We start from the raw sequence: 18,398 nt of genomic DNA, 5'->3' as shown, positions 1-18,398 counted from the left end.
CTGTACCGAAGGCGTGTCTCGGGGGACGAATCGTGGGCTCAGTCGGTGAAGCGCAGGTTGCCCGCGTTGCGCGTGCGACCGGCCTTGACCGTGATGAACTGCCTGCCCTTGAACTTCTTGCCGATGCCGCGCCACGAGTCGGCGTTCACCGAGATCTTGTAGCGACCCGGAGCAAGGCCAGCGACGTAGAAGTTGCCGCCGCCGTCGGTCAGGTCGGTGCGCAGCACCCGCTTGCCGTCGGTGGACGACAGCGTCACCAGCATCTCCTTGTTGGTGCGCCCCTTGGCCCGGCTGACGTGACCCTTGACCACTGCACCGCGCTTGGAGCGCAGCGAGATGCGGTTGCTCGTACCGGTGCCGGCGATGTCGATCGTCGAGACCCGGCCGTAGCCGAGCGCCTTGCAGTGGGTGCGGTACATCCAGCCGGCCGCACCGCCGGGACGCTTGCCCTGGGCAGCGTCGGTCGCCGGGTTGGGCTGGACCTCGCGCGCCCTGCGCTCGAGGCCAGACTTGCGGTTGCCCTGCAGCTTGCTGAGGTACGGGAAGGTCTTCCACCGCTCGGCGCTGCGGTCGAGACCCTTGAAGTACGTGTTGTTGTTGGAGTAGCGGCTCGGGTACCAGTCGGCGCAGCCCGTGCGACGACCCAGCTCGACGTAGTAGCGGCCCGGGGGCAGGTCTCCGAAGGTCGTCGTGCCGGTGGCCTCGAGCCTCTTCTCGGCGACGACGGGCGAGTCGAGGATGGCCACGGCCGGCTGTGCCTCGCGCAGGCTCACCCAGCGGTCGCCCTGGGCCGTGGCCTTGAAGCCCGTGAACTTGCCGCCGACGACCAGCGTGTTGCCGGTCGCGCCGGCGGTGACCGGGTAGGTCAGCCCGGCCGGCTCGAGCGCGAGCATGTTGTTGCGCGAGTAGCGGTAGTCCTGGACGTCGAAGCAGCTGCCGTACGTGTTGTTCCAGCGCTCGTCGCTGCCGACGCGCACCGCGACCATGTAGCGCTTGTCGCCCGGCAGGTAAGGCAGGAAGTCGGCGCGGTAGGTGCCGTTGGTGACCGTGCTGGTGGCGAAGACGTTGGCGCAGCCGGGCATGTCGAGCTCGCGGCGCGCGTCGCGTCCGCCCTTGTAGGTAGCGGGCGCGCCGGCCACGGTGATCTGGGCGCCCTGGGGGGCAGTGCCGGAGATCGAGGAGTAGCGGAAGTCGGCGCGGAAGGCGCCGCCCTTGGTGGCCGTGACGACCGAGGCGTCGCGCATGTGGCGCCCGCCGCCGGCCGGGGCGCCGTTGCGGCCGCGCCAGTACCACGATCGCGAGCCACCGGTCGCCGCCGGCGCCGAGATGCGCAGACGGTAGGGCTTGGAGGCCTTGTTGCGCTTCTTCTTGCCGTTCAGCGACACCGTGAACGAGTACGAGCCGCCGTCGGCGAGCCCGGTGGCGGAGCGGACGACCTTGGTGTTGCCGCCACGCACGACCTCGACGAGGTCGACGCGGATGGGTCCGACGCTGCCGGCGCCGCCCGGTCCGGTGATGGTGCCGGTGATGACCTGTGACCTGGCGGCCTCGGCGGGCGAGGCGACCAGCAGCCCGGCGACCAGAGCCCCCACGGCAGGCACGAGCAGAGCGACGCGAAACTTCATGGAATCCCCGGGGGTCTAGGTGGACAGCCTGATGAGAATATCAGCCGGATGTGCCACGGGCGGACTGATCGAGCCGCCGGAGCGCCGCCAGAGCGGTGTCGCGATCGGTCGTGCGCCACATGTCGGGCATCGACGCGGTCAGGAACGAGCCGTACCGCGCCGTGACGACCCGCGGGTCGAGGACGGCCACGACCCCGCGGTCGGTGCTGCGCCGGATGAGTCTCCCGGTGCCCTGCGCGAGCAGCAGCGCGGCGTGCTGGGCGGCGACGGTCATGAACCCGTTGCCGCCGCGCTTCTCGACCAGGCGCTGGCGCGCGCTCATGAGCGGGTCGTCGGGCCGCGGGAACGGGATGCGGTCGATGATGACCAGCTGGCAGGTGTCGCCCGGCAGGTCGACGCCCTGCCACAGGCTGAGGGTGCCGAACAGGCACGAGCTGGGCGTCTCGGCGAAGCGCCGGGCCAGCTCGGGCAGCTGGGCGTCGCCCTGGCACCAGATGTCGAGGTCGGGCAGCCGCTCGCGCACCTCTTCGGCGGCCTTCTCCGCCCCACGGCGTGACGAGAACAGGCCGAGGGTCCGACCGCCGGCGGCCTCGATCAGGTCGGTGATCTCGGCGATCTGCGCCTCTTCGAGGCCGTCGCGACCGGGCGCCGGCAGGTGCCGTGCGACGTAGAGCATCCCCTGCTTGCCGTAGTCGAACGGCGAGCCGACGTCGAGGGACGTCCAGGGCGGGTCGTCGCCCCACAGCCCGAGCGAGCGTGCGACGGGCTCGAAGCCGCCGCCGAGCTTGAGCGTCGCGCTGGTGAGCACGACGGTCTTGTCGCCGAAGAGCTTGTCGCGCAGGGCTCCCGACACGTCGATCGGCGCGATGTGCAGCTGCTTGTTGCCGCGGTTGTCGCTGATCCAGAGCACGTCGGTCTCGATCTTGGCGGCCATGCGCTCGGCGATCTTGCGGACGTCGTCGACCATGCCGCGCGCCTGCTGCAGGGCGGCGTCGGGCTCGCTCTTGTCCTCCTTCGGAAAGGCCGAGAGGCACGAGCGTGCGCTGTCGCGCACGAGGGCGAGCACGGCGTGCAGCGGCTGCGGCAGCTCGTCGATGCGTCCGGCCTCGGTGCGCGCGAGGATGTCGGCGAGCGCGTCGGAGGCGTCGGTGAGGTCGTCGCCCTCGCCTGAGCTGATGCGTGCACGGGCACGACGCGCCGCGCGCTCGACGATGACCGGGTCGAGCTCGTCGGTCGAGGCCTGCGTGACGCGGGCCGCGAGCTCGTGCGCCTCGTCGACGACCACGGCGTCGTACTCGGGCAGCATCGGCACGCCGTCGATGGCGTCGATCGCGAGCAGGGCGTGGTTCGTGACGACGACCTGGGCGGTCTGGGCGTCCTCGCGGGCCAGCTCGGCGAAGCACTCGAGCGCGTGGGCACACCGCGAGGCGCCCAGGCACTCACGGTGGTTGACGCTGACCTGCCGCCACGCCCGCTCGTTGTGCGCCGGGGCGGAGTCGCGGTCACCCGTGTGGCCGCCCTTGGCCTGCTCCTCGGCCCACTCGCGCAGCTCGACGACCTCGGCGCCGAGCGACCCGTCGGGGATCTCGACGAGCGTGCCCTGGTCGTCGGGCGCACCCTCGCGGACGCGGTGCAGGCAGGCGTAGTTGCCGCGGCCCTTGACGACTGCGTGGTGGGGCACCTTGTCGAGGGTCTTGCGGGCTGCGTCCTTCAGTGCCGGGATGTCGCGCTCGACCAGCTGGTGCTGCAGGTTGAGCGTGGCCGTGGCCACGACGACCCGCTTGCCGTGCAGCAGGCTGGGCACCAGGTAGCCCAGCGACTTGCCGGTGCCGGTGCCGGCCTGCACGAGCAGGTGCTCGCCGCTGTCGAGGGCGTGCTCGACGGCCTCGGCCATCTCGATCTGGCCAGGACGGTCTTCGCCGCCGACGGCCTCGACGGCGGCGTGGAGGACGTCGCGGATCGAGGGCATCCCCGAAGGCTATCCGGCCGACCGGCGGCGCCGATCAGGCCGTCCACAACCGGTTGGACCGGTCACGACCCGACGGTCGCGAGGCCGAGCAGCTCGCGCACGGGCCCGGCCGGTGGTGCTGCGCGGCCGTTCCAGACCGCCCTGAACGTGCGGCGCAGGTCGAGCCCCTCGGTCGCCACCACCACGAGGTCGCCCGTCGCGAGATCACCCTCGACGACCAGCGAGCTGAGGAAGGCCGGCGCTCCCCCGGCGCGCACCGACGACCGCACGGCCGACGACGTCGTGAGCTCGGCCTCCGGCGGCGCCATCGACAGACCGTGCCCAGCCAGCGCCTGCTCGACGACGTCGCGGGTGCCCGAGCCGGGCTCGCGGCTGGTCAGCACCAGCTCGGCCACCTGGTGCGGCGACAACGGACGGCGAGCCGCGGCCAGCGGGGACGTCGGGCCGACGACGAGCACCAGCTCGTCGCCGCCCAGGTCGAGCGAGGCCAGCGACCGGGGTGTCGCGCTGCCCTCGACGAACCCGACGTCCGCGCGACCGTCGACGACGGCCTCGACGACGGCGCGGCTGTTGGCCGCCTGCAGGCTCACGGTCGTCGGCGTCACGCCCTCGCGCACCTGCCGCTGCCTCAGGAGGACCAGCCACCGCGGCACCAGGTGCTCGGCGATCGTCATGCTGGCGGCCACGTGCAGCTCTCGGCCGCTGTCGTCGCGCAGCGTCGAGATCGCTCCGTCGACCTCCTCGGCGACCTCGAGCAGGCGAGAGGCCCAGCCCACCAGCACGGTTCCGGACGCCGTCAGCGTCGAGCCACGGGGTCCGCGCTGCAGCACCGAGAAGCCGACCTGGGTCTCGAGCGACCGCAGCCGCTCGGACGCCGCCTGCTGCGTCGTGCCCTGCGCCCGGGCCGCAGCACCGATGCTTCCGAGGCGCGCGACCTCGACGAGCAGCGCGAGGGCCGACACGTCCGGCAGGTGGGGGCTCAGGGACACAGCCCCCACGCTACGCCGCCCACAGGGTCGGCCTGTGGATGCACGTGCATCTGCCGTCTACCCGGTCCTCCCGACGTCGGCCACCGTGGAGGCATGACCACCCGGACCACCGCACCGCCGACCGTCACGAGCGCGGGCCCCGGCGTCCTCGAGCACGTCGGGCCCCATTGGTTCACGTGGGTCATGGGCACCGGCATCGTGGCCACGGCGACCGTCACCCTGCCGACCGGCGCCCTGCCCGTCGACCCTGCCGCTGCGCGTGCCGTCGCCGCGGGCGTGTGGCTGCTCGCCGCCGCGCTGCTGCTCGCTGTCACCGTCGCCTCCCTCGCGCAGTGGTTGGTGCACCCGCTCACGGCACGCGGCCACCTCGACGATCCCGTGACGAGCCACTTCTACGGTGCTCCCGCCATGGCCCTCATGACCGTCGGCGCCGGGAGCCTGCTGGTCGGCACCGACCTCATCGGTGCCGGTCCAGCGCTCGCCCTCGACGCCGTCCTGTGGTCGTCCGGCAGCGCCCTGGGCGTCTGGACGCTGCTCACGATCCCGCGCCGCACCTGGAGCGGCGCGGACCGGTACGACGGACCGGCGTTCGGCGGCTGGCTGATGCCGGTCGTGCCGCCCATGGTCAGCGCCACGACGGGCGCCCTGCTCGTCCCCCACCTGGCGCCCGACCACAGGGACTGGATGATCGGGGTCTGCTTCGCGCTGTTCGTCGCTGCCGGTGTCGCGAGCGCTCCGCTGCTGGCGGTCGTCGTCGGCCGGACGCTCCGCGCCCACCTGGGTCCCGCGACGTCCGTGCCGACCCTCTTCATCGTGCTGGGCCCGGTGGGGCAGAGCGTGACCGCCGCGCACGCCCTGGGCGAGCAGGCCGGCGGTCCGTGGCGCACGGTGGCGCTCGCATACGGCGTGCCGGTGCTGGCCGCCGCGCTCGTCTGGCTCGTCGTCGCGACGGTGGTGACCGCTCGAACGGCGCGCGCCGGCCTGCCGTTCGCCCTCACGTGGTGGTCGTTCACGTTTCCGCTCGGGACCGTGGTGACCGGCATGTCGGCGGTGGCGACGGCCACCGGATCGCTCGTGCTCGCGCACGTCGCGGGCGCCCTGCTGATCGCGCTCGTGACTGTCTGGGTCGTCGTCGCCGCACGGACGGCCACCGGCCTGGCCACCGGCACGCTGCTGGGCGGTCGGTGACCGGCCCGGCGCGAGATCACGACCCGTTCAGACGGCGAAGGGCTCCAGCTCGCTGGCCAGCGCGCCGTTGACCCGGGCGACGACGTGCGTGCCATCGCCCTCGTGGTCGAGCGACTCGATCTCGCCCTGCGTGTGGATCTGGTTGAGCAGGTCGCCCCGCGCGTACGGCAGCACGACGTCGATGCGGCTCGACGGCTGCGGCAGGTCGGCCTCGATCGCGCTGAGCAGCTCGTCGATGCCCTCGCCCGTGTGGGCGCTGACGACGACGGCGTGCGGCTCGCGCACCAGCAGCTGCTTGACGACCAGCGGGTCGGCCGCGTCGACCTTGTTGATCACGATGATCTCGGGCACCTCGGCGGCCCCCGCCTCGAGGATCACCTGGCGCACGGCCGCGATCTGGCCCTCGGGGTCGGGGTCGGAACCGTCGACGACGTGCAGGATCAGGTCGGACTCGGCGACCTCCTCGAGCGTCGACCGGAAGGCCTCGACGAGCTGGTGGGGCAGGTTGCGCACCAGGCCGACCGTGTCGGACAGCGTGTAGACGCGACCGTCGGACGTCTGGGTACGCCGCGTGGTGGGGTCGAGCGTCGCGAACAGGGCGTTCTCGACGAGCACCCCGGCATCGGTGAGCCGGTTGAGCAGGCTCGACTTGCCGGCGTTGGTGTAGCCCGCGATCGACACCGACGGGATCTCGTGGCGCTGACGGTTGCCCTTCTTGGTCTCGCGGGCCTTGCCCAGCTCCTTGAGCTCGCGGCGCAGCTTGGTCATCTTCATCTGGATGCGACGGCGGTCGGTCTCGAGCTTGGTCTCACCCGGACCGCGTCCGCCGATGCCCTCGCCGCCCGCGGCCTGACCACCGGCCTGGCGCGAGAGGTTGCCGCCCCAGCCGCGCAGGCGCTGCGTCTGGTACTGCAGCTGGGCGAGCTCGACCTGCGCCTTGCCCTCCTTGCTCTTGGCGTGCTGGGCGAAGATGTCGAGGATCAGGGCCGTGCGGTCGACGACCTTGACCTTGCACTTGTCCTCGAGGTTGCGCAGCTGGCTGGGCGCCAGGGCGCCGTCACAGATGATGGTGTCGGCGCCGGTGGCCTCGACCGTGGCGCGGAGGTCCTCGACCTTGCCCGAGCCGATGTAGGTGGCGGGGTCTGGCTTCTGGCGGCGCTGGATCAGCGCGTCGAGCACCTCGGAGCCGGCGGTCTCGGCCAGCAGCTTGAGCTCGGCCATCGAGTTCTCGGCGTCCTCGACGGTGCCCTCGGTCCAGACGCCGACCAGGACGACCCGCTCGAGTCGCAGCTGCCGGTACTCGACCTCGGTGATGTCCTCGAGCTCGGTGCGCAGGTTGACGACGCGGCGCAGCGAGTGGCGCTCCTCGAGGTCGAGCCCCTCGGTGCCCTGCGGCTGGTCGGTCGCTCCGCCCACTGAGCCTGTCGAAGTGTCGGTCATGCAGTCCAATCCATGGTGCCCCGGGCGATGATCTCGGCAGGGCCGGTGAGTGTGATGTGGTCGTCGGCGTCGTACGTCACGTGCAGCGTGCCGCCGGGGACGTCGACCCGGTAGGTGACCGGTCGCTCGGCACCATCGGCCACCGCGGTGGCCACGGCCACCGCACAGGCACCGGTGCCGCACGAGCGCGTCTCCCCCGCACCGCGCTCGTGCACGCGCATCGCCACGTGACGCTCGCCCTCGCGGACGACGAACTCGATGTTGACGCCGTCGGGGTACACGGCCTGGTCGTAGTCGGGCTCGGTCAGCAACGGGCCGACCTCGTCCAGCCGGTCGACGAAGGCCACGGCGTGGGGGTTACCTGTACGAACGTCCTGCGCCTCCCACGTATTTCCGGCGGCGGTGACCTTCGAGACGTCGCGCACCTGAGGGACCCCCATGTCGACGCTGATCGCATCACCGAGCCCCGCCCCTTGAGCCGACCGCCCCGCCCCTTGAGCCGACCGCCCCGCCCCTTGAGCCTGTCGAAAGGACATCGGCTTGTCGCCGTCGCGGGTGCCGATGGCGAACGGCCGGGTGGCGTCGACGAGGCCTTCCTGCGCCAGGTGCAGCGCGAACACGCGCGTGCCGTTGCCGCACATCTCGCTGATCGAGCCGTCGGCGTTGCGGTAGTCCATGAACCACTCGGCGGCCGAGTCGATGCCGGGCTCGCGGCGCCGCAGCGCCTCGGTGCGGATGACCCGCAGCACGCCGTCGGCCCCGATGCCGCGCCGCCGGTGGCACAGAGCGGCCACGAAGGCGCCGTCGAGATCACCGTGGACCGTGCCGTCATGGTCGGGGAGCAGCACGAAGTCGTTCTCGGTGCCGTGCCCCTTGAGCCATGCGAACGTCATGGCCCCACCTTACTGCGACAGGACGACGCTCACGGCTCGCTCGAGCAGGTCGTCGGCGTCGTGCGGCAGCCAGTGGATGCGCGGGTCCTTGCGGAACAGCCGGTCCTGCCGGCGGGCGAACTTGCGCGTGCCCGTGACGGTCTGCTCACGCGCTTCGTCCTCGCTGATCTCGCCGCGCAGGAACGCCAGGATCTGCTGGTACCCCAAGGCACGCGACGCCGTGCGACTGGCCTCGATGCCGGCAGGCAGCAGCGACCGCACCTCCTGCACGAAGCCATCGGCCCACATCTGGTCGACCCGGTCGGACAGGCGCTGCTCGAGGACGTCGCGCGGCACGTCGAGCCCGAGCATCGCGAGGTCGCCGTAGATCGACTCGAGGGGCGGCATCGTGGCGACGAACGGCTGGCCCGTCAGCTCGCCGACCTCGAGCGCGCGGACGATCCGGCGGTTGTTGGACGGCAGGATCTGCGCGGCCGCCGCCGGGTCGCGCCGTGCCAGCTCGTCGTGCAGGGCCTGGCTGCCACGCCGGGCCAGCTCGTCGGCCCAGCGCTGGCGGACGTCCGGGTCGGTGCCCGGGAAGTCGAGGCGGTCGATGACGGCGCGCACGTACAGCGCCGACCCGCCGACCAGCACGGGCGTGACGCCGCGGGCGTGGCAGTCTGCGACGACCGCGCGCGCCTGCTGCTGGAACTCGGCGACGCTCGCGGTGTCGGTGACGTCGAGGACGTCGAACAGGTGGTGCGGGACGACCGCGCGCTCGGCAGCGTCCGGCTTGGCGGTGCCGATGTCCATGCCCCGGTAGAGCTGCATCGAGTCGACGTTGACGACCTCGGCCGCGCCGAGCCGCTGCGCGATGCGCACGGCCAGCGACGACTTGCCCGAGGCGGTGGGTCCGACCACGGCGACGACGGATTGTTGGACGGACATACCTCCCATCGTCCCAGTAGCCTGATCAGCACGAGGGAGCGGTCGTGCTCCCCGCAGCCACCGACACGAGGAGCACACCATGAGTTTTCTCGACAAGCTGAAGAAGAAGGCTCCCGAGCTCAAGGAGAAGGCCGCCGAGCTCGCCGCCACCCAGAACGAGAAGATCGACCAGGGCATCGACAAGGCCGCCGGCCTGGCCAGCAAGGCGACCAAGGGCAAGTACGACGCCAAGATCGACGGCGCCGCGGGCAAGGCCAAGGACGCGGCCGACAAGCTCGCCGACGAGCGTCGCGAGAAGCCCTAGCTCGTCGGTCAGCCGGCCGCGCAGACGGTCAGGCCGACGGCGTCCAGTCGGCCACGAAGTAGCCGACACCGAGGGGCGCCCCGTCGTAGCGCAGGTGCGCCGCGACGGAGGCGCCCCTCGCCAGCTCGCCCAGCACCCGCAGGGCGGGCACGCCGGTGCATCCCAGCTCCGCGCCGAGCACGGGGTCGAGCGCCGCCAGCGCGTCCGCGTCGCCGGAGGCCAGCGCAGCAGCGACAGCCGCATCGAACGGCTCGGCGCGCTCGTCGAGGAACCCTGGGGCCTTCTCCGAGCGAGTGGTGCTGCCGTCGGCCATCACCAGCAGCGTCGCGCCGTCGTCGACCTGCGGACGTCCGGTCGAGTAGGTGCGGGGCCCGGCCCAGCCAGCCGCATCGAGCAGCCACGCGCCGATCGTCAGGCTGAGCGGCAGCACGAGGTCGGCACCCCCGGCACGGACGTCGGCGCCGAAGCCGGCCAGGGTGCCGCCGGCCATCTCGTCGACGTCGTGGTCGAGGTCGCCGGCGCCGACCACCACGATGCGCCTCGGGGCGCTCGCCACGAGGGCGGCAACGGCGGCGGCGCAGGCGACCCTCAGGCCGCCCAGCTCGTCGAGCGTGCCCGGTGCGACCTCCGGCACCAGGAGCGGCGGGTGCGGGCAGACGGCGGCGCGGATCACGCGTCGAACGGTACCCGGCGTGGCACGATGTCACCGTGCGCGACGCTGAGGGACTCGACGCCGCGACGAGCGGCACGTACCCGCCCGAGCGCAACACCTGGCAGTTCGATCCGCCGGTCGTGTCGACGGGCTGGCGGTGGCTCGCCGGCGCCGTCGGCGTGGTCGGTCTGCTCGCCAGCGGCGTGCTCGTGGTCGTGCTCGCGAGCTCCGACTCCGGCGACTCCCCCACGACCATCGACGACGACCGCCTCACCAGCGTCATCGCCGCTCACTGCGCGCTCATGACGTCGACCGTCGCGTCGCTGCCCGTCACCGGGACGGCTCAGCGCCGGTCCGACGCGATCCGCGACCAGGACCGGGCCATCCGCATCATGCTCGGCTCCATCCGCGACGACGCCCCCAGCGCCATCCGTGCGGATCGTCCCGCCGAGCGATGGCTACGTGACTGGGACCGTCTCGTCGGGGCACGTGAGGTGCTGGCCGCCGAGCTGTTGCGCGACCCGAACGCCGTCCTCGAGGTGCCCCTCGACGCCGATGGCGCTCCCCTGACCGATCGCATGGACGACGTCTGGCCCGGCGACCCGGTGTGCCCCGTGCCGACGGCGATCGCGTCGGCCGACGAGCGGAGCGAGGCGTGACCGGCATGTCATGGTCCGTGGCCTTGCCGTCTCGCCGCGCCCCTCACACTCGCGGTGGACCGTCGCCGTTCACGCGACGGTCGAGCCACCTGGGCCACCGGATCCGTCGAAGACTCCAGTAGCTCACGAAGATCTGGTTCGCGACCACACGAGGATCCGGGTCGCCTTCGTACCGGTTGCGATCGGCAAGCCGCGTCAGTCGCGCCACCAGGGCGTCGCGCTCGAATCGTCCGGTGCGCTCGATCCGCACGGGATCTCGCACCTGTCCGTCCGTCGTTGCGAACTCCAGGATCTCGCCGTCCACGCTGAACAGACCGCCGAGGTCGCCGCCGTACTCTCCGTCGCGCACGTCGTGGCCCTCGATCGCGGTCTCGGCACGAGCCGGCGTGCCGTAGAGCTGCACGTCGCCGTCGACCGTGATGACGAACACCGGATCCATCGTCCACCGCTTCCGACTCGCGCCTCGCTGGCCAAGAACCATCGTCGCACCCTGGTCGTTCCGTGGTGCCGGAGTGGCAGGGTGGACGCATGACCGACGTGACCGTGAGGACGTGCGCCGGCAAGCACGCGGAACGTCAGGCCGCGGCCATCTGGGCGCGGGCCACGGCACGAAGGGACGACAGGGACGTGCGCGACGTCGCCGACACTCTGCCCGGCATCCAGCGGCGCCTGGCGCTCGACGGGGCGACGCTGTTGACGGCGTGGCAGAACGACACAGCAGTCGGGTTCGCGCTCGTGGCCCCGCAGCAGCGGGCGCTCGAGGTGTTCTACCTGGCCGTCGACCCGGGTTCGTGGAGCGCAGGCGTCGCCTCACGACTGCTCCGAGCCGTCGACGACCACGCTCGTTCGACCGGGCACGCGCATCTCGCGCTGTGGGTCATCGCCGAGAACGAACGAGCCGTCACCACCTACGAACGCGCCGGGTGGACCCGTACCGATCACAGGCAGCAGACCGACGACGGGCGGACGGAGGCTCGACTCGTGCGTCGCCTCGACACCTGACCGTCTCCCGAGCGCCGGTGTGAGATCCTGGGCGCAGAGCCCCGATGGGCTCCCGGACGAGCGGTGCCGTACCCGGTCAGCGACAAGACGGCGCCAGGGAGCATGACATGTCCTGGTTGATCCTCGCCCTCTCCGGCGTGCTCGAGGCCGTGTGGGCCACGGCGCTCGGCCGCTCCGAAGGCTTCACGCGCCTCGTGCCGTCAGTGGTCTTCGCCGTCTCGGTGACGCTCAGCATGGCCGGGCTCGCGTACGCGATGCGCGAGCTGCCGGTCGGCACGTCGTACGCGGTGTGGGTCGGCATCGGTGCCGCGCTGACGGTGACCTACGCGATGGTGACCGGCGAGGAGTCGGCGTCGATCGTCAAGGTGCTGCTGATCGGCGGCATCGTGGCGTCGGTGGCCGGCCTCAAGCTCTTGCACTAGCCTCCAGCGGCCGGGTGGCGGCCAGGAGCAGCATCGGCAGCGTCGCGTGCAGCAGCTCGGCGTCGATCTCGTGACCTTCGGTGACCGCCTCGCGCAGCGCCTCGTCGTAGGTGCCGGCCAGCACCGTGGCGGCGTGGCGGGGATCGATCGTGAACTCGCGGCCGAGCTCGGTGACGATCAGGGTCATGAGTGACACCAGCTCGTCCTTCAGCTCGCGCCAGGATGCGTTGAACTCCTGCCCCACCTCGTCGCCTCGCACACCACGGATGGCGAACTCGAGGTGCACGAGCAGACCGACGCGGTCGACCGACTGAAGGCTCAGGAAGCGTTCGATGATGACGCCGATCGCCTCGACGGGTGCCCGCCCGAGGTAGCCGTCGGGGACGGTCGCGGCACGCATGCTGTCGAACATCCGGTCGCGCTCACGGTGGTACAGCGCGAGCAGCAGGTCGTCCTTGCTCGAGAAGTTGGAGTAGAACGCCCCGCGGGTGAAGCCGGCCTGCTCGCAGATGTGCTCGACCGAGGCCCCTTGGATGCCCTCGCGGGCCAGCACCTCGCGGGTCGCCTCGAGCAGTCGCTCGCGCGTCGCCGACCGTCGGCGCACCGCGGGCTGTGTTTCGGGCTCGGGCATCTGGTCTCCCCTCTGTGACGCACAGAGCATACTCGATACATTGACGCATCCAATACACAAACGTATCGTCGTGGACGTGTCGAACTCCCTGTACGCCCTCGGTCGCTGGGCCTTCCGCCACCCACGTCGCGTCATCGCCGCCTGGCTGCTGGTGCTGCTCGCGGTCGGCATCGCCGCGGCGGGGCTCGGCGGTGGCACCAAGAACTCCTTCGACATCCCGGGCACCGAGTCGCAGGAGGCCATCGACTCGCTGGGTCGCACCTTCCCCGAGCTGAGCGGCACCTCCGCCTACCTAGTCGTGGCCGACCGCGGTCGCACCGTCGACGAGCCGGCAACCAAGCGGCTCGTCGACGACGCCGTCGCGGGCATGAAGAAGGTCGAGGGCGTGAGCGAGGTCGTCTCGCCCTACGACGAGGGCAACACGATCGGCATCTCGCCCGACCGGCGCGCCCTGCAGGTGCAGGTGCAGTTCGACCGCGAGCTGACCGATGTGACCGACGCCGAGCGTCAGCAGCTCGTCCGCACCGGCGACGCGCTGAGGTCCGCCGGCTACACGATGGCGTTCGGCGGCGACGTGTTCACGAGCACCGGGCCGCAGCTGTCCATCACCGAGGTCGTGGGCGTGGTCGTCGCCTTCATCGTGCTCATGCTGATGTTCCGCTCGTTGCGGGCCGCCGTGATGCCGATCGTCACGGCACTGCTGGGCGTCATGGTGACGATCGGCATCACCTTCGCGCTGACGGGCTACGCGACGATCTCGGCGACCGCTCCCCTGCTGGCGCTGATGATCGGCCTGGCGGTCGGCATCGACTACGCGCTGTTCATCGTCTCGAGGCATCGCGAGCTGCTCGCGGACGGGCTCGAGCCCGAGGAGGCCGCGGCACGGTCGGTGGCCACCGCGGGCTCGGCCGTCGTGTTCGCCGGCGTCACCGTCGTCATCGCGCTGCTGGGCCTGTCGATCGCCCGCATCCCGTTCCTGACGATCATGGGCGCGGTCGCCGCCCTGTCGGTCGTCGTCGCGGTGGCCGTCGCGCTCACCGTGCTGCCCGCGCTGCTCGGGCGGGCCGGGGCCCGCCTCACTCCTCGCCGGGACGCTCCTCCGGGCAGCTTCTCGCGCCGCTGGGTCGCGATCACGACGCGGTTCCCGCTGATCGCGATCGTCATCGTCGTCGCCGGGCTGGCCGTCATGACGGTGCCCGCGAAGGACCTCCAGCTGGCCCTGCCCGACAACGGGACAGCACCCGCCGGCAGCACGCAGCGCACGGCCTACGACCTGGTCGACGAGCACTTCGGACCCGGCTACAACGGCGCGCTGCTCGTCAGCATCGACATCATCTCGACGACCGACCCCGTGGGCGTGGTCGACGGGATCGCCGCCGACCTGCGCACCATGCCGGGCGTCGCGGCGATCGGCCTGGCGACGCCCAACCGCACGGGTGACACCGGCATCGTCCAGGTCATCCCGACCACCGGGCCGACCGACGAGCGCACCGCCAAGCTCGTCCGCGCGATCCGCGACCGCGAGCCCCAGTGGACCCGGCAGTACGACGTCCCCGTCGCCGTCACCGGTCTGACGGCCGGCGGCATCGACGTGTCCGATCGACTGCAGGAGGCCCTGCTGCCGTTCGGCGTCGTCGTGGTCGGCCTGTCGGTGCTGCTGCTGCTGATCGTGTTCAGGTCGCTGGTGGTGCCGCTCAAGGCGACGCTGGGCTTCATCCTGTCGACGGGAGCCTCGTTCGGCGCCGTGGTCGCGGTGTTCCAGTGGGGATGGCTGATGGACGTCGTGCACCTCGACCAGACCGGCCCCCTCATCAGCTTCCTGCCGATCATCCTGATGGCCGTGCTGTTCGGGCTGTCGATGGACTACGAGGTGTTCCTCATGGCGCGCATGAAGGAGGAGTACACCCGCACCCACGACGCCCATCGGGCGATCGCCGACGGCTTCGTGGGCAGCTCGCGGGTCGTCACGGCCGCTGCGGTCATCATGCTGGCGGTCTTCGCCGCCTTCGTGCCCGAGGGCGATCCCAACATCAAGCCGATCGCGTTCGCCCTGGCCATCGGGGTGTTCGTCGACGCCTTCCTGGTGCGGATGCTGTTCGCGCCGGCCGTGATGCAGCTGTTCGGCCATCGCGCCTGGGCCCTGCCCAGCTGGCTCGACCGTCGCCTGCCGCACGTCGACGTCGAGGGCGAGGGCCTGCACCGTCGTGTCGAGCTCGAGGCCTGGCCCCAGCGGGGGTCGACCGCCGCGATCACGGCCGCATCCGTGACGACCGAAGGCCCTGACGGCCCGATGCTCAACGACGTGTCGGTCGACGTCGAGCACGGGCACTGGCTGGTGGTGCACGGCCCGACCGGTGCGGGCAAGACCGCTCTGCTGCTGACCTTCGCGGGGCGCATGGGCTTCGACTCCGGGCGCCTGCGGGTGGACGGGCACCTGCTGCCGCAGGAGGCGCGCGCCGTGCGGCACTCGGTGGCGCTCACCGAGATACCGGGCCTCAACGACCTCGAGGACAACCTCAGCGTCGAGCAGCACGTCGCCGAACGACTCTCGATCGCGTCGTTCGGCCTGTGGGTCAGCCGCCGGCGGGTCTCCCCCGTGATCGACGAGCTCAACGACGCCCTCCGGCACGCCCACGACGAGGCCGGCCTGCCGTTCGAGCCGATCGACGGCGCCGCCCTCGTCTCCACCCTGACACGGCTCGAGCGCAAGCTGCTGGGCGTCGTGCTGGCCCTGACCGACGCCCCGCGCATCGTCGCGCTCGACGACGCCGACGACCTGCGCGCCGCCGAGCACGTCGCGCTGCTGTGGTCGGCGCTCTCCCTGCTGCTGGCCGATCGCGACGTCACGCTGGTGGCCACCGTGCAGGCCGCCTCGTCAGCACCCTCCCCGACCGACCGCGTCCCGTCCGAACGGCTCCACCACCTGGAGCTCGACACCCACCAGACCCTCCTCGAGCTGATGCTGCCATGATCCCCTCGCCCACCCTCCCCTGGTTCGAGCTCGCCCGCTTCCGCCGCAGCCGGCTGACCCGTGCGGCGATCGTCGCGGTCACGCTGGTGCCGCTGTTCTACGGCGCGATGTACGTCTGGGCCAATCTCGACCCCACCGGTCGCCTCGACCACGTGCGCGCCGCCGTGGTCAACCAGGACAAGCTGGTCGAGGTCACGGGCCCCGACGGCACGAAGCAGCCCGTCGCCGTGGGCCGGCAGCTGGCCGGCAACCTGGTCAGCAACGATGACGACGACAACTACGACTGGGTGCTGACCGACGCCGCGGATGCGCAGCGCGGGCTCGCCGACGGCCACTACAAGGCCGTGCTGACCATCCCGGAGAACCTCTCCGCCGCGGCCACCTCCACCAACGGCGACCCGGCCGCCGCGGTGCAGGGCAAGCTCGACCTGCAGACCGACGACGCCGTCAACTACATCAACGGCACGATCGCCGAGACGATCCTGCAGGCGGCGAAGGGTGCTCTCAACGCCCAGGTCACCGAGACCTACCTCGACAACGTCTACCTCGGGTTCTCCGACATCAAGTCGTCGCTGGACGAGGCCGCGCGGGGCTCGTCCGACCTGGCCGACGGATCGGGCAAGCTGTCCGCGGGCGCCGGCGACCTGGCTGACGGCGCCGGCACCCTGGCGCAGGGTGCCGGGACGTTGGCCGACGGTGCGGGCACCCTCGCCGACGGCAACCGTCGACTCGCCGACGGCGCCGGCGACCTCGACGACGGCGCCAAGAAGCTCTCGGGCGGTCTCTCGCAGCTGCAGTCGCGCACGTCGACGCTGCCGCGCGACACCCGGCGCCTCGCTGACGGCTCGCGCCAGGTGGCCGACGGCACGGCACAGGTCGACCAGCTGGTGCAGGGCTTCTCGCAGCGCATCCTCGACACCACCGGAAACGCCGACGCCGACATCGACAGGCTCGCCGCGACGTTGCGCACGCTCGCCGACCAGTGTCGTGCGGGCGAGCCGGCCGGCCTCGACTGCACGGCGATCGAGGACGCGGCCGGGCGTGCCGGCGACCTGAAGGGCTTCGTGAGTGACGTGCGGGGTCAGGCCTCGACCGCCGGGCAGCAGACCCGCCGGCTGGCCGACGGCGCCCGCCAGGTGGCCGACGGCAACGCCGAGCTGGCGCGCAACGTGCCGGCCCTGGTCGACGCGATCGGCCAGGCCTCCCGCGGCGCCGACCAGCTCGCTGCGGGAACCGGCCAGCTGCGCAAGGGAGCAGCCGACGCGGCGAAGGGAGCCGATCGCCTCTCAGCCGGCGCCGACGAGCTGTCGGGCGGGGCGACGCGCCTGGCCGACGGCGGCACGCAGCTGCAGGACGGGGCCGACCAGCTGTCGGCAGGGGCCCTGAAGCTCACGAACGGCCTGCGCGATGGCAGCGACAAGGTGCCCGACTACAACGCGTCCGAGCGCGAGCAGCTGGCCAGGACCGCGGCCACGCCCATCCAGGACGCGGCCGACCGCGTCCACCCCGTCAAGAACTACGGCGAGGCGCTCGCGCCGTACTTCGTCTCGCTCGCGCTGTGGGTCGGCGCGATGGCGATCTACCTGCTGCTGCGCCCGGTGTCGGCGCGGGCCATCGCCTCGACGACCAGCAGCGTCCGCGTCGCCCTCGCCGGGTATGCGCCGGGGCTGGTGCTGTCGGTGGTGCAGGTCGTCCTGCTGCTGGCCGTGCTGCAGGGGCTGCTCGGCATCGACCCCGCCAACCAGCTGCTGCTGATCGGCATCGCCCTGGCCACGGGGGCCGTGTTCACGGCGATCAACCAGATGTTCGTGGCGCTGTTCGGCGGTGCCGGACGGTTCGCGGCGCTCGTGTTCGTCAGCCTTCAGCTGACGTCCGCGGGTGGCACCTACCCGATCGAGACCGCTCCCCCGTTCTTCAACGTGCTGCACGACCTGCTGCCGATGACCTACGCCGTGCACGGCCTGCGAGCCGCCCTCGCCGGCGGGACGGACGGGGTGGTCCGCGACTTCGTGGTGCTGGGGGCGTTCACGGCACTCGCGCTGGCTGTCACGGTGATCGCGGCGCGGCGGCGGCAGACCGTCACGATCGCCCGCCTGCACCCGACCCTGGTGGTCTAGCGGAAGGCGTCGGCGGCAGCCTGCACGCGGGCCGTGTGGGCCACCCAGTCGGCACCGGCACTCGACGTGTCGGAGCCGGCGCGTCCGTCGACCAGCTCGCGCACGATCTCGGCGTGGCCGGCGTGCTGGGCGGTCTCCGACACGACCCAGACGAGCAGGTGCCCGAGCGTCGTGTCGGCCTGGTCGCCCTGCCAGTGCGGCACCCGTCCGGGGCTGTCGACGTCCAGCAACGCGATCGTCTCGTCGCTGTGGGCGCACGCGCGGCGGTAGAGCGCGACGATCTCGTCGCTCGACTCGTCCGCCGTGGCCCACATGTCGGCACCGTCCCACACCGAGCCGTCGGCCACCCAGGGCAGGACGTCGGGGGCCGGACGTCCGAACGAGTCGCCGAAGTAACCGTGCTCGACGCCCGTCAGGTGCTTGACCAACCCGATGAGGTTGGTGCCGGTCGGGGTCAGCGGACGCCGCAGGTCGTGCTCGCCCACCCCGTCGACCGCGGCGAGCACCGCGGATCGCATCACGGCGAGACGGTCGTGCAGCACCTGCTTGATGTCGGTCATGCCCCCATCATCGGGTGTCGGCGACGCGACGTCGACGTCGCCGGACGTC

17 protein-coding genes and 1 riboswitch are annotated in these 18,398 nt (G+C 71.8%); of the genes, 7 read left to right on the top strand and 10 right to left on the bottom strand.

Translation table 11 applies throughout. The features are described from left to right. Positions 1-38: 38 nt before the first annotated feature. The 3 genes from DX116_RS11755 to DX116_RS11745 form a co-directional block, all read right to left on the bottom strand. Positions 39-1,625 (bottom strand): carboxypeptidase-like regulatory domain-containing protein, encoded by a 1,587-nt coding sequence (locus DX116_RS11755; protein ID WP_119704456.1) that lies wholly within the window; start codon positions 1,623-1,625, stop codon positions 39-41. A gap of 40 nt (positions 1,626-1,665) precedes the next feature. After that, positions 1,666-3,594, bottom strand: a complete 1,929-nt coding sequence (locus DX116_RS11750) for an ATP-dependent DNA helicase (protein ID WP_119704455.1) — start codon at positions 3,592-3,594, stop codon at positions 1,666-1,668. A gap of 62 nt (positions 3,595-3,656) precedes the next feature. After that, the gene (locus DX116_RS11745; RefSeq protein WP_233556718.1) at positions 3,657-4,583 is read right to left on the bottom strand and encodes a LysR family transcriptional regulator; all 927 of its coding nucleotides are present in this window, start codon (positions 4,581-4,583) and stop codon (positions 3,657-3,659) included. Between the two features lie 93 nt (positions 4,584-4,676). Here DX116_RS11745 and DX116_RS11740 point away from each other — a divergent pair, with 93 nt between their 5' ends. Beyond that, positions 4,677-5,771 carry an SLAC1 family transporter gene (locus DX116_RS11740; RefSeq protein ID WP_119704454.1) on the top strand — a complete coding sequence of 365 codons (1,095 nt, stop codon included), beginning with the start codon at positions 4,677-4,679 and terminating at the stop codon, positions 5,769-5,771. Positions 5,772-5,798: 27 nt separating this feature from the next. Here the strand turns inward: DX116_RS11740 and hflX are convergent, their stop codons facing one another. Genes hflX through miaA form a run of 3 tightly spaced genes read right to left on the bottom strand, consistent with a single transcriptional unit; the run spans position 5,799 to position 9,031 of the window. Further along, on the bottom strand, positions 5,799-7,211 hold the full coding sequence (gene hflX / locus DX116_RS11735; RefSeq protein ID WP_119704453.1) for a GTPase HflX: 1,413 nt from the start codon (positions 7,209-7,211) through the stop codon (positions 5,799-5,801). Then, positions 7,208-8,104 carry a diaminopimelate epimerase gene (gene dapF, locus DX116_RS11730; RefSeq protein ID WP_119704452.1) on the bottom strand — a complete coding sequence of 299 codons (897 nt, stop codon included), beginning with the start codon at positions 8,102-8,104 and terminating at the stop codon, positions 7,208-7,210. Before dapF ends, hflX begins: the two co-directional genes overlap by 4 nt. A gap of 9 nt (positions 8,105-8,113) precedes the next feature. Beyond that, positions 8,114-9,031, bottom strand: coding sequence for a tRNA (adenosine(37)-N6)-dimethylallyltransferase MiaA (miaA, locus tag DX116_RS11725; protein ID WP_119704451.1), 918 nt, complete (start codon positions 9,029-9,031; stop codon positions 8,114-8,116). 79 nt (positions 9,032-9,110) lie between these two features. On the opposite strand from miaA, the gene DX116_RS11720 reads away from it, so the two are divergent. Then, entirely contained in the window at positions 9,111-9,335 is a 225-nt protein-coding gene (locus DX116_RS11720; RefSeq protein ID WP_119704450.1) for an antitoxin, read from the top strand. A gap of 28 nt (positions 9,336-9,363) precedes the next feature. Here DX116_RS11720 and DX116_RS11715 read toward each other — a convergent pair whose 3' ends face one another. Then, entirely contained in the window at positions 9,364-10,008 is a 645-nt protein-coding gene (locus DX116_RS11715; protein WP_119704449.1) for a class III extradiol ring-cleavage dioxygenase family protein, read from the bottom strand. A gap of 35 nt (positions 10,009-10,043) precedes the next feature. Here DX116_RS11715 and DX116_RS11710 point away from each other — a divergent pair, with 35 nt between their 5' ends. Then, entirely contained in the window at positions 10,044-10,646 is a 603-nt protein-coding gene (locus DX116_RS11710; protein WP_119704448.1) for a hypothetical protein, read from the top strand. A 43-nt stretch (positions 10,647-10,689) separates the two neighbouring features. Here DX116_RS11710 and DX116_RS11705 read toward each other — a convergent pair whose 3' ends face one another. Beyond that, complete coding sequence (locus DX116_RS11705) at positions 10,690-11,085, bottom strand: hypothetical protein (RefSeq protein ID WP_119704447.1); 396 nt, start codon at positions 11,083-11,085, stop codon at positions 10,690-10,692. A gap of 89 nt (positions 11,086-11,174) precedes the next feature. Between DX116_RS11705 and DX116_RS11700 the strand changes: the two genes are divergently transcribed. Beyond that, positions 11,175-11,648, top strand: coding sequence for a GNAT family N-acetyltransferase (locus tag DX116_RS11700; RefSeq protein ID WP_119704446.1), 474 nt, complete (start codon positions 11,175-11,177; stop codon positions 11,646-11,648). 33 nt (positions 11,649-11,681) lie between these two features. Further along, positions 11,682-11,745, top strand: a riboswitch (guanidine-III (ykkC-III) riboswitch). Between the two features lie 10 nt (positions 11,746-11,755). Further along, positions 11,756-12,070: a DMT family transporter gene (locus tag DX116_RS11695; protein WP_119704445.1), complete on the top strand. Its 315-nt coding sequence runs from the start codon at positions 11,756-11,758 to the stop codon at positions 12,068-12,070. On the opposite strand, the gene DX116_RS11690 is transcribed toward DX116_RS11695, so the two are convergent. Continuing rightward, positions 12,054-12,701 (bottom strand): TetR/AcrR family transcriptional regulator, encoded by a 648-nt coding sequence (locus tag DX116_RS11690; protein WP_119704444.1) that lies wholly within the window; start codon positions 12,699-12,701, stop codon positions 12,054-12,056. The two genes, DX116_RS11695 and DX116_RS11690, sit on opposite strands and share 17 nt — an antisense overlap. 76 nt (positions 12,702-12,777) lie before the next feature. On the opposite strand from DX116_RS11690, the gene DX116_RS11685 reads away from it, so the two are divergent. Then, positions 12,778-15,672, top strand: coding sequence for an MMPL family transporter (locus DX116_RS11685; protein WP_119705608.1), 2,895 nt, complete (start codon positions 12,778-12,780; stop codon positions 15,670-15,672). Continuing rightward, positions 15,669-17,789 (top strand): YhgE/Pip domain-containing protein, encoded by a 2,121-nt coding sequence (locus DX116_RS11680; RefSeq protein ID WP_119704443.1) that lies wholly within the window; start codon positions 15,669-15,671, stop codon positions 17,787-17,789. Before DX116_RS11685 ends, DX116_RS11680 begins: the two co-directional genes overlap by 4 nt. Here DX116_RS11680 and DX116_RS11675 read toward each other — a convergent pair. Then, entirely contained in the window at positions 17,786-18,349 is a 564-nt protein-coding gene (locus tag DX116_RS11675; RefSeq protein ID WP_119705607.1) for a DinB family protein, read from the bottom strand. The two genes, DX116_RS11680 and DX116_RS11675, sit on opposite strands and share 4 nt — an antisense overlap. Between the last annotated feature and the right edge of the window lie 49 nt (positions 18,350-18,398).

The sequence above is a fragment of the Aeromicrobium endophyticum genome (assembly GCF_003586285.1).
GTDB classification, from domain to species: Bacteria; Actinomycetota; Actinomycetes; order Propionibacteriales; family Nocardioidaceae; genus Aeromicrobium; species Aeromicrobium endophyticum.
Note: the sequence above shows the minus strand (reverse complement) of the source record. Positions and strands in the feature narration are given on the sequence as shown.

Bases quoted from the DNA above. Each gene is read 5' to 3' on its own strand.
- DX116_RS11755 (WP_119704456.1), bottom strand. From the start codon at position 1,625: ATGAAGTTTCGCGTCGCTCTGCTCGTGCCTGCCGTGGGGGCTCTGGTC.
- DX116_RS11750 (WP_119704455.1), bottom strand. From the start codon at position 3,594: ATGCCCTCGATCCGCGACGTCCTCCACGCCGCCGTCGAGGCCGTCGGC.
- DX116_RS11740 (WP_119704454.1), top strand. From the start codon at position 4,677: ATGACCACCCGGACCACCGCACCGCCGACCGTCACGAGCGCGGGCCCC.
- hflX (WP_119704453.1), bottom strand. From the start codon at position 7,211: ATGACCGACACTTCGACAGGCTCAGTGGGCGGAGCGACCGACCAGCCG.
- dapF (WP_119704452.1), bottom strand. From the start codon at position 8,104: ATGACGTTCGCATGGCTCAAGGGGCACGGCACCGAGAACGACTTCGTG.
- miaA (WP_119704451.1), bottom strand. From the start codon at position 9,031: ATGTCCGTCCAACAATCCGTCGTCGCCGTGGTCGGACCCACCGCCTCG.
- DX116_RS11720 (WP_119704450.1), top strand. From the start codon at position 9,111: ATGAGTTTTCTCGACAAGCTGAAGAAGAAGGCTCCCGAGCTCAAGGAG.
- DX116_RS11705 (WP_119704447.1), bottom strand. From the start codon at position 11,085: ATGGATCCGGTGTTCGTCATCACGGTCGACGGCGACGTGCAGCTCTAC.
- DX116_RS11700 (WP_119704446.1), top strand. From the start codon at position 11,175: ATGACCGACGTGACCGTGAGGACGTGCGCCGGCAAGCACGCGGAACGT.
- DX116_RS11695 (WP_119704445.1), top strand. From the start codon at position 11,756: ATGTCCTGGTTGATCCTCGCCCTCTCCGGCGTGCTCGAGGCCGTGTGG.
- DX116_RS11690 (WP_119704444.1), bottom strand. From the start codon at position 12,701: ATGCCCGAGCCCGAAACACAGCCCGCGGTGCGCCGACGGTCGGCGACG.
- DX116_RS11680 (WP_119704443.1), top strand. From the start codon at position 15,669: ATGATCCCCTCGCCCACCCTCCCCTGGTTCGAGCTCGCCCGCTTCCGC.
- DX116_RS11675 (WP_119705607.1), bottom strand. From the start codon at position 18,349: ATGACCGACATCAAGCAGGTGCTGCACGACCGTCTCGCCGTGATGCGA.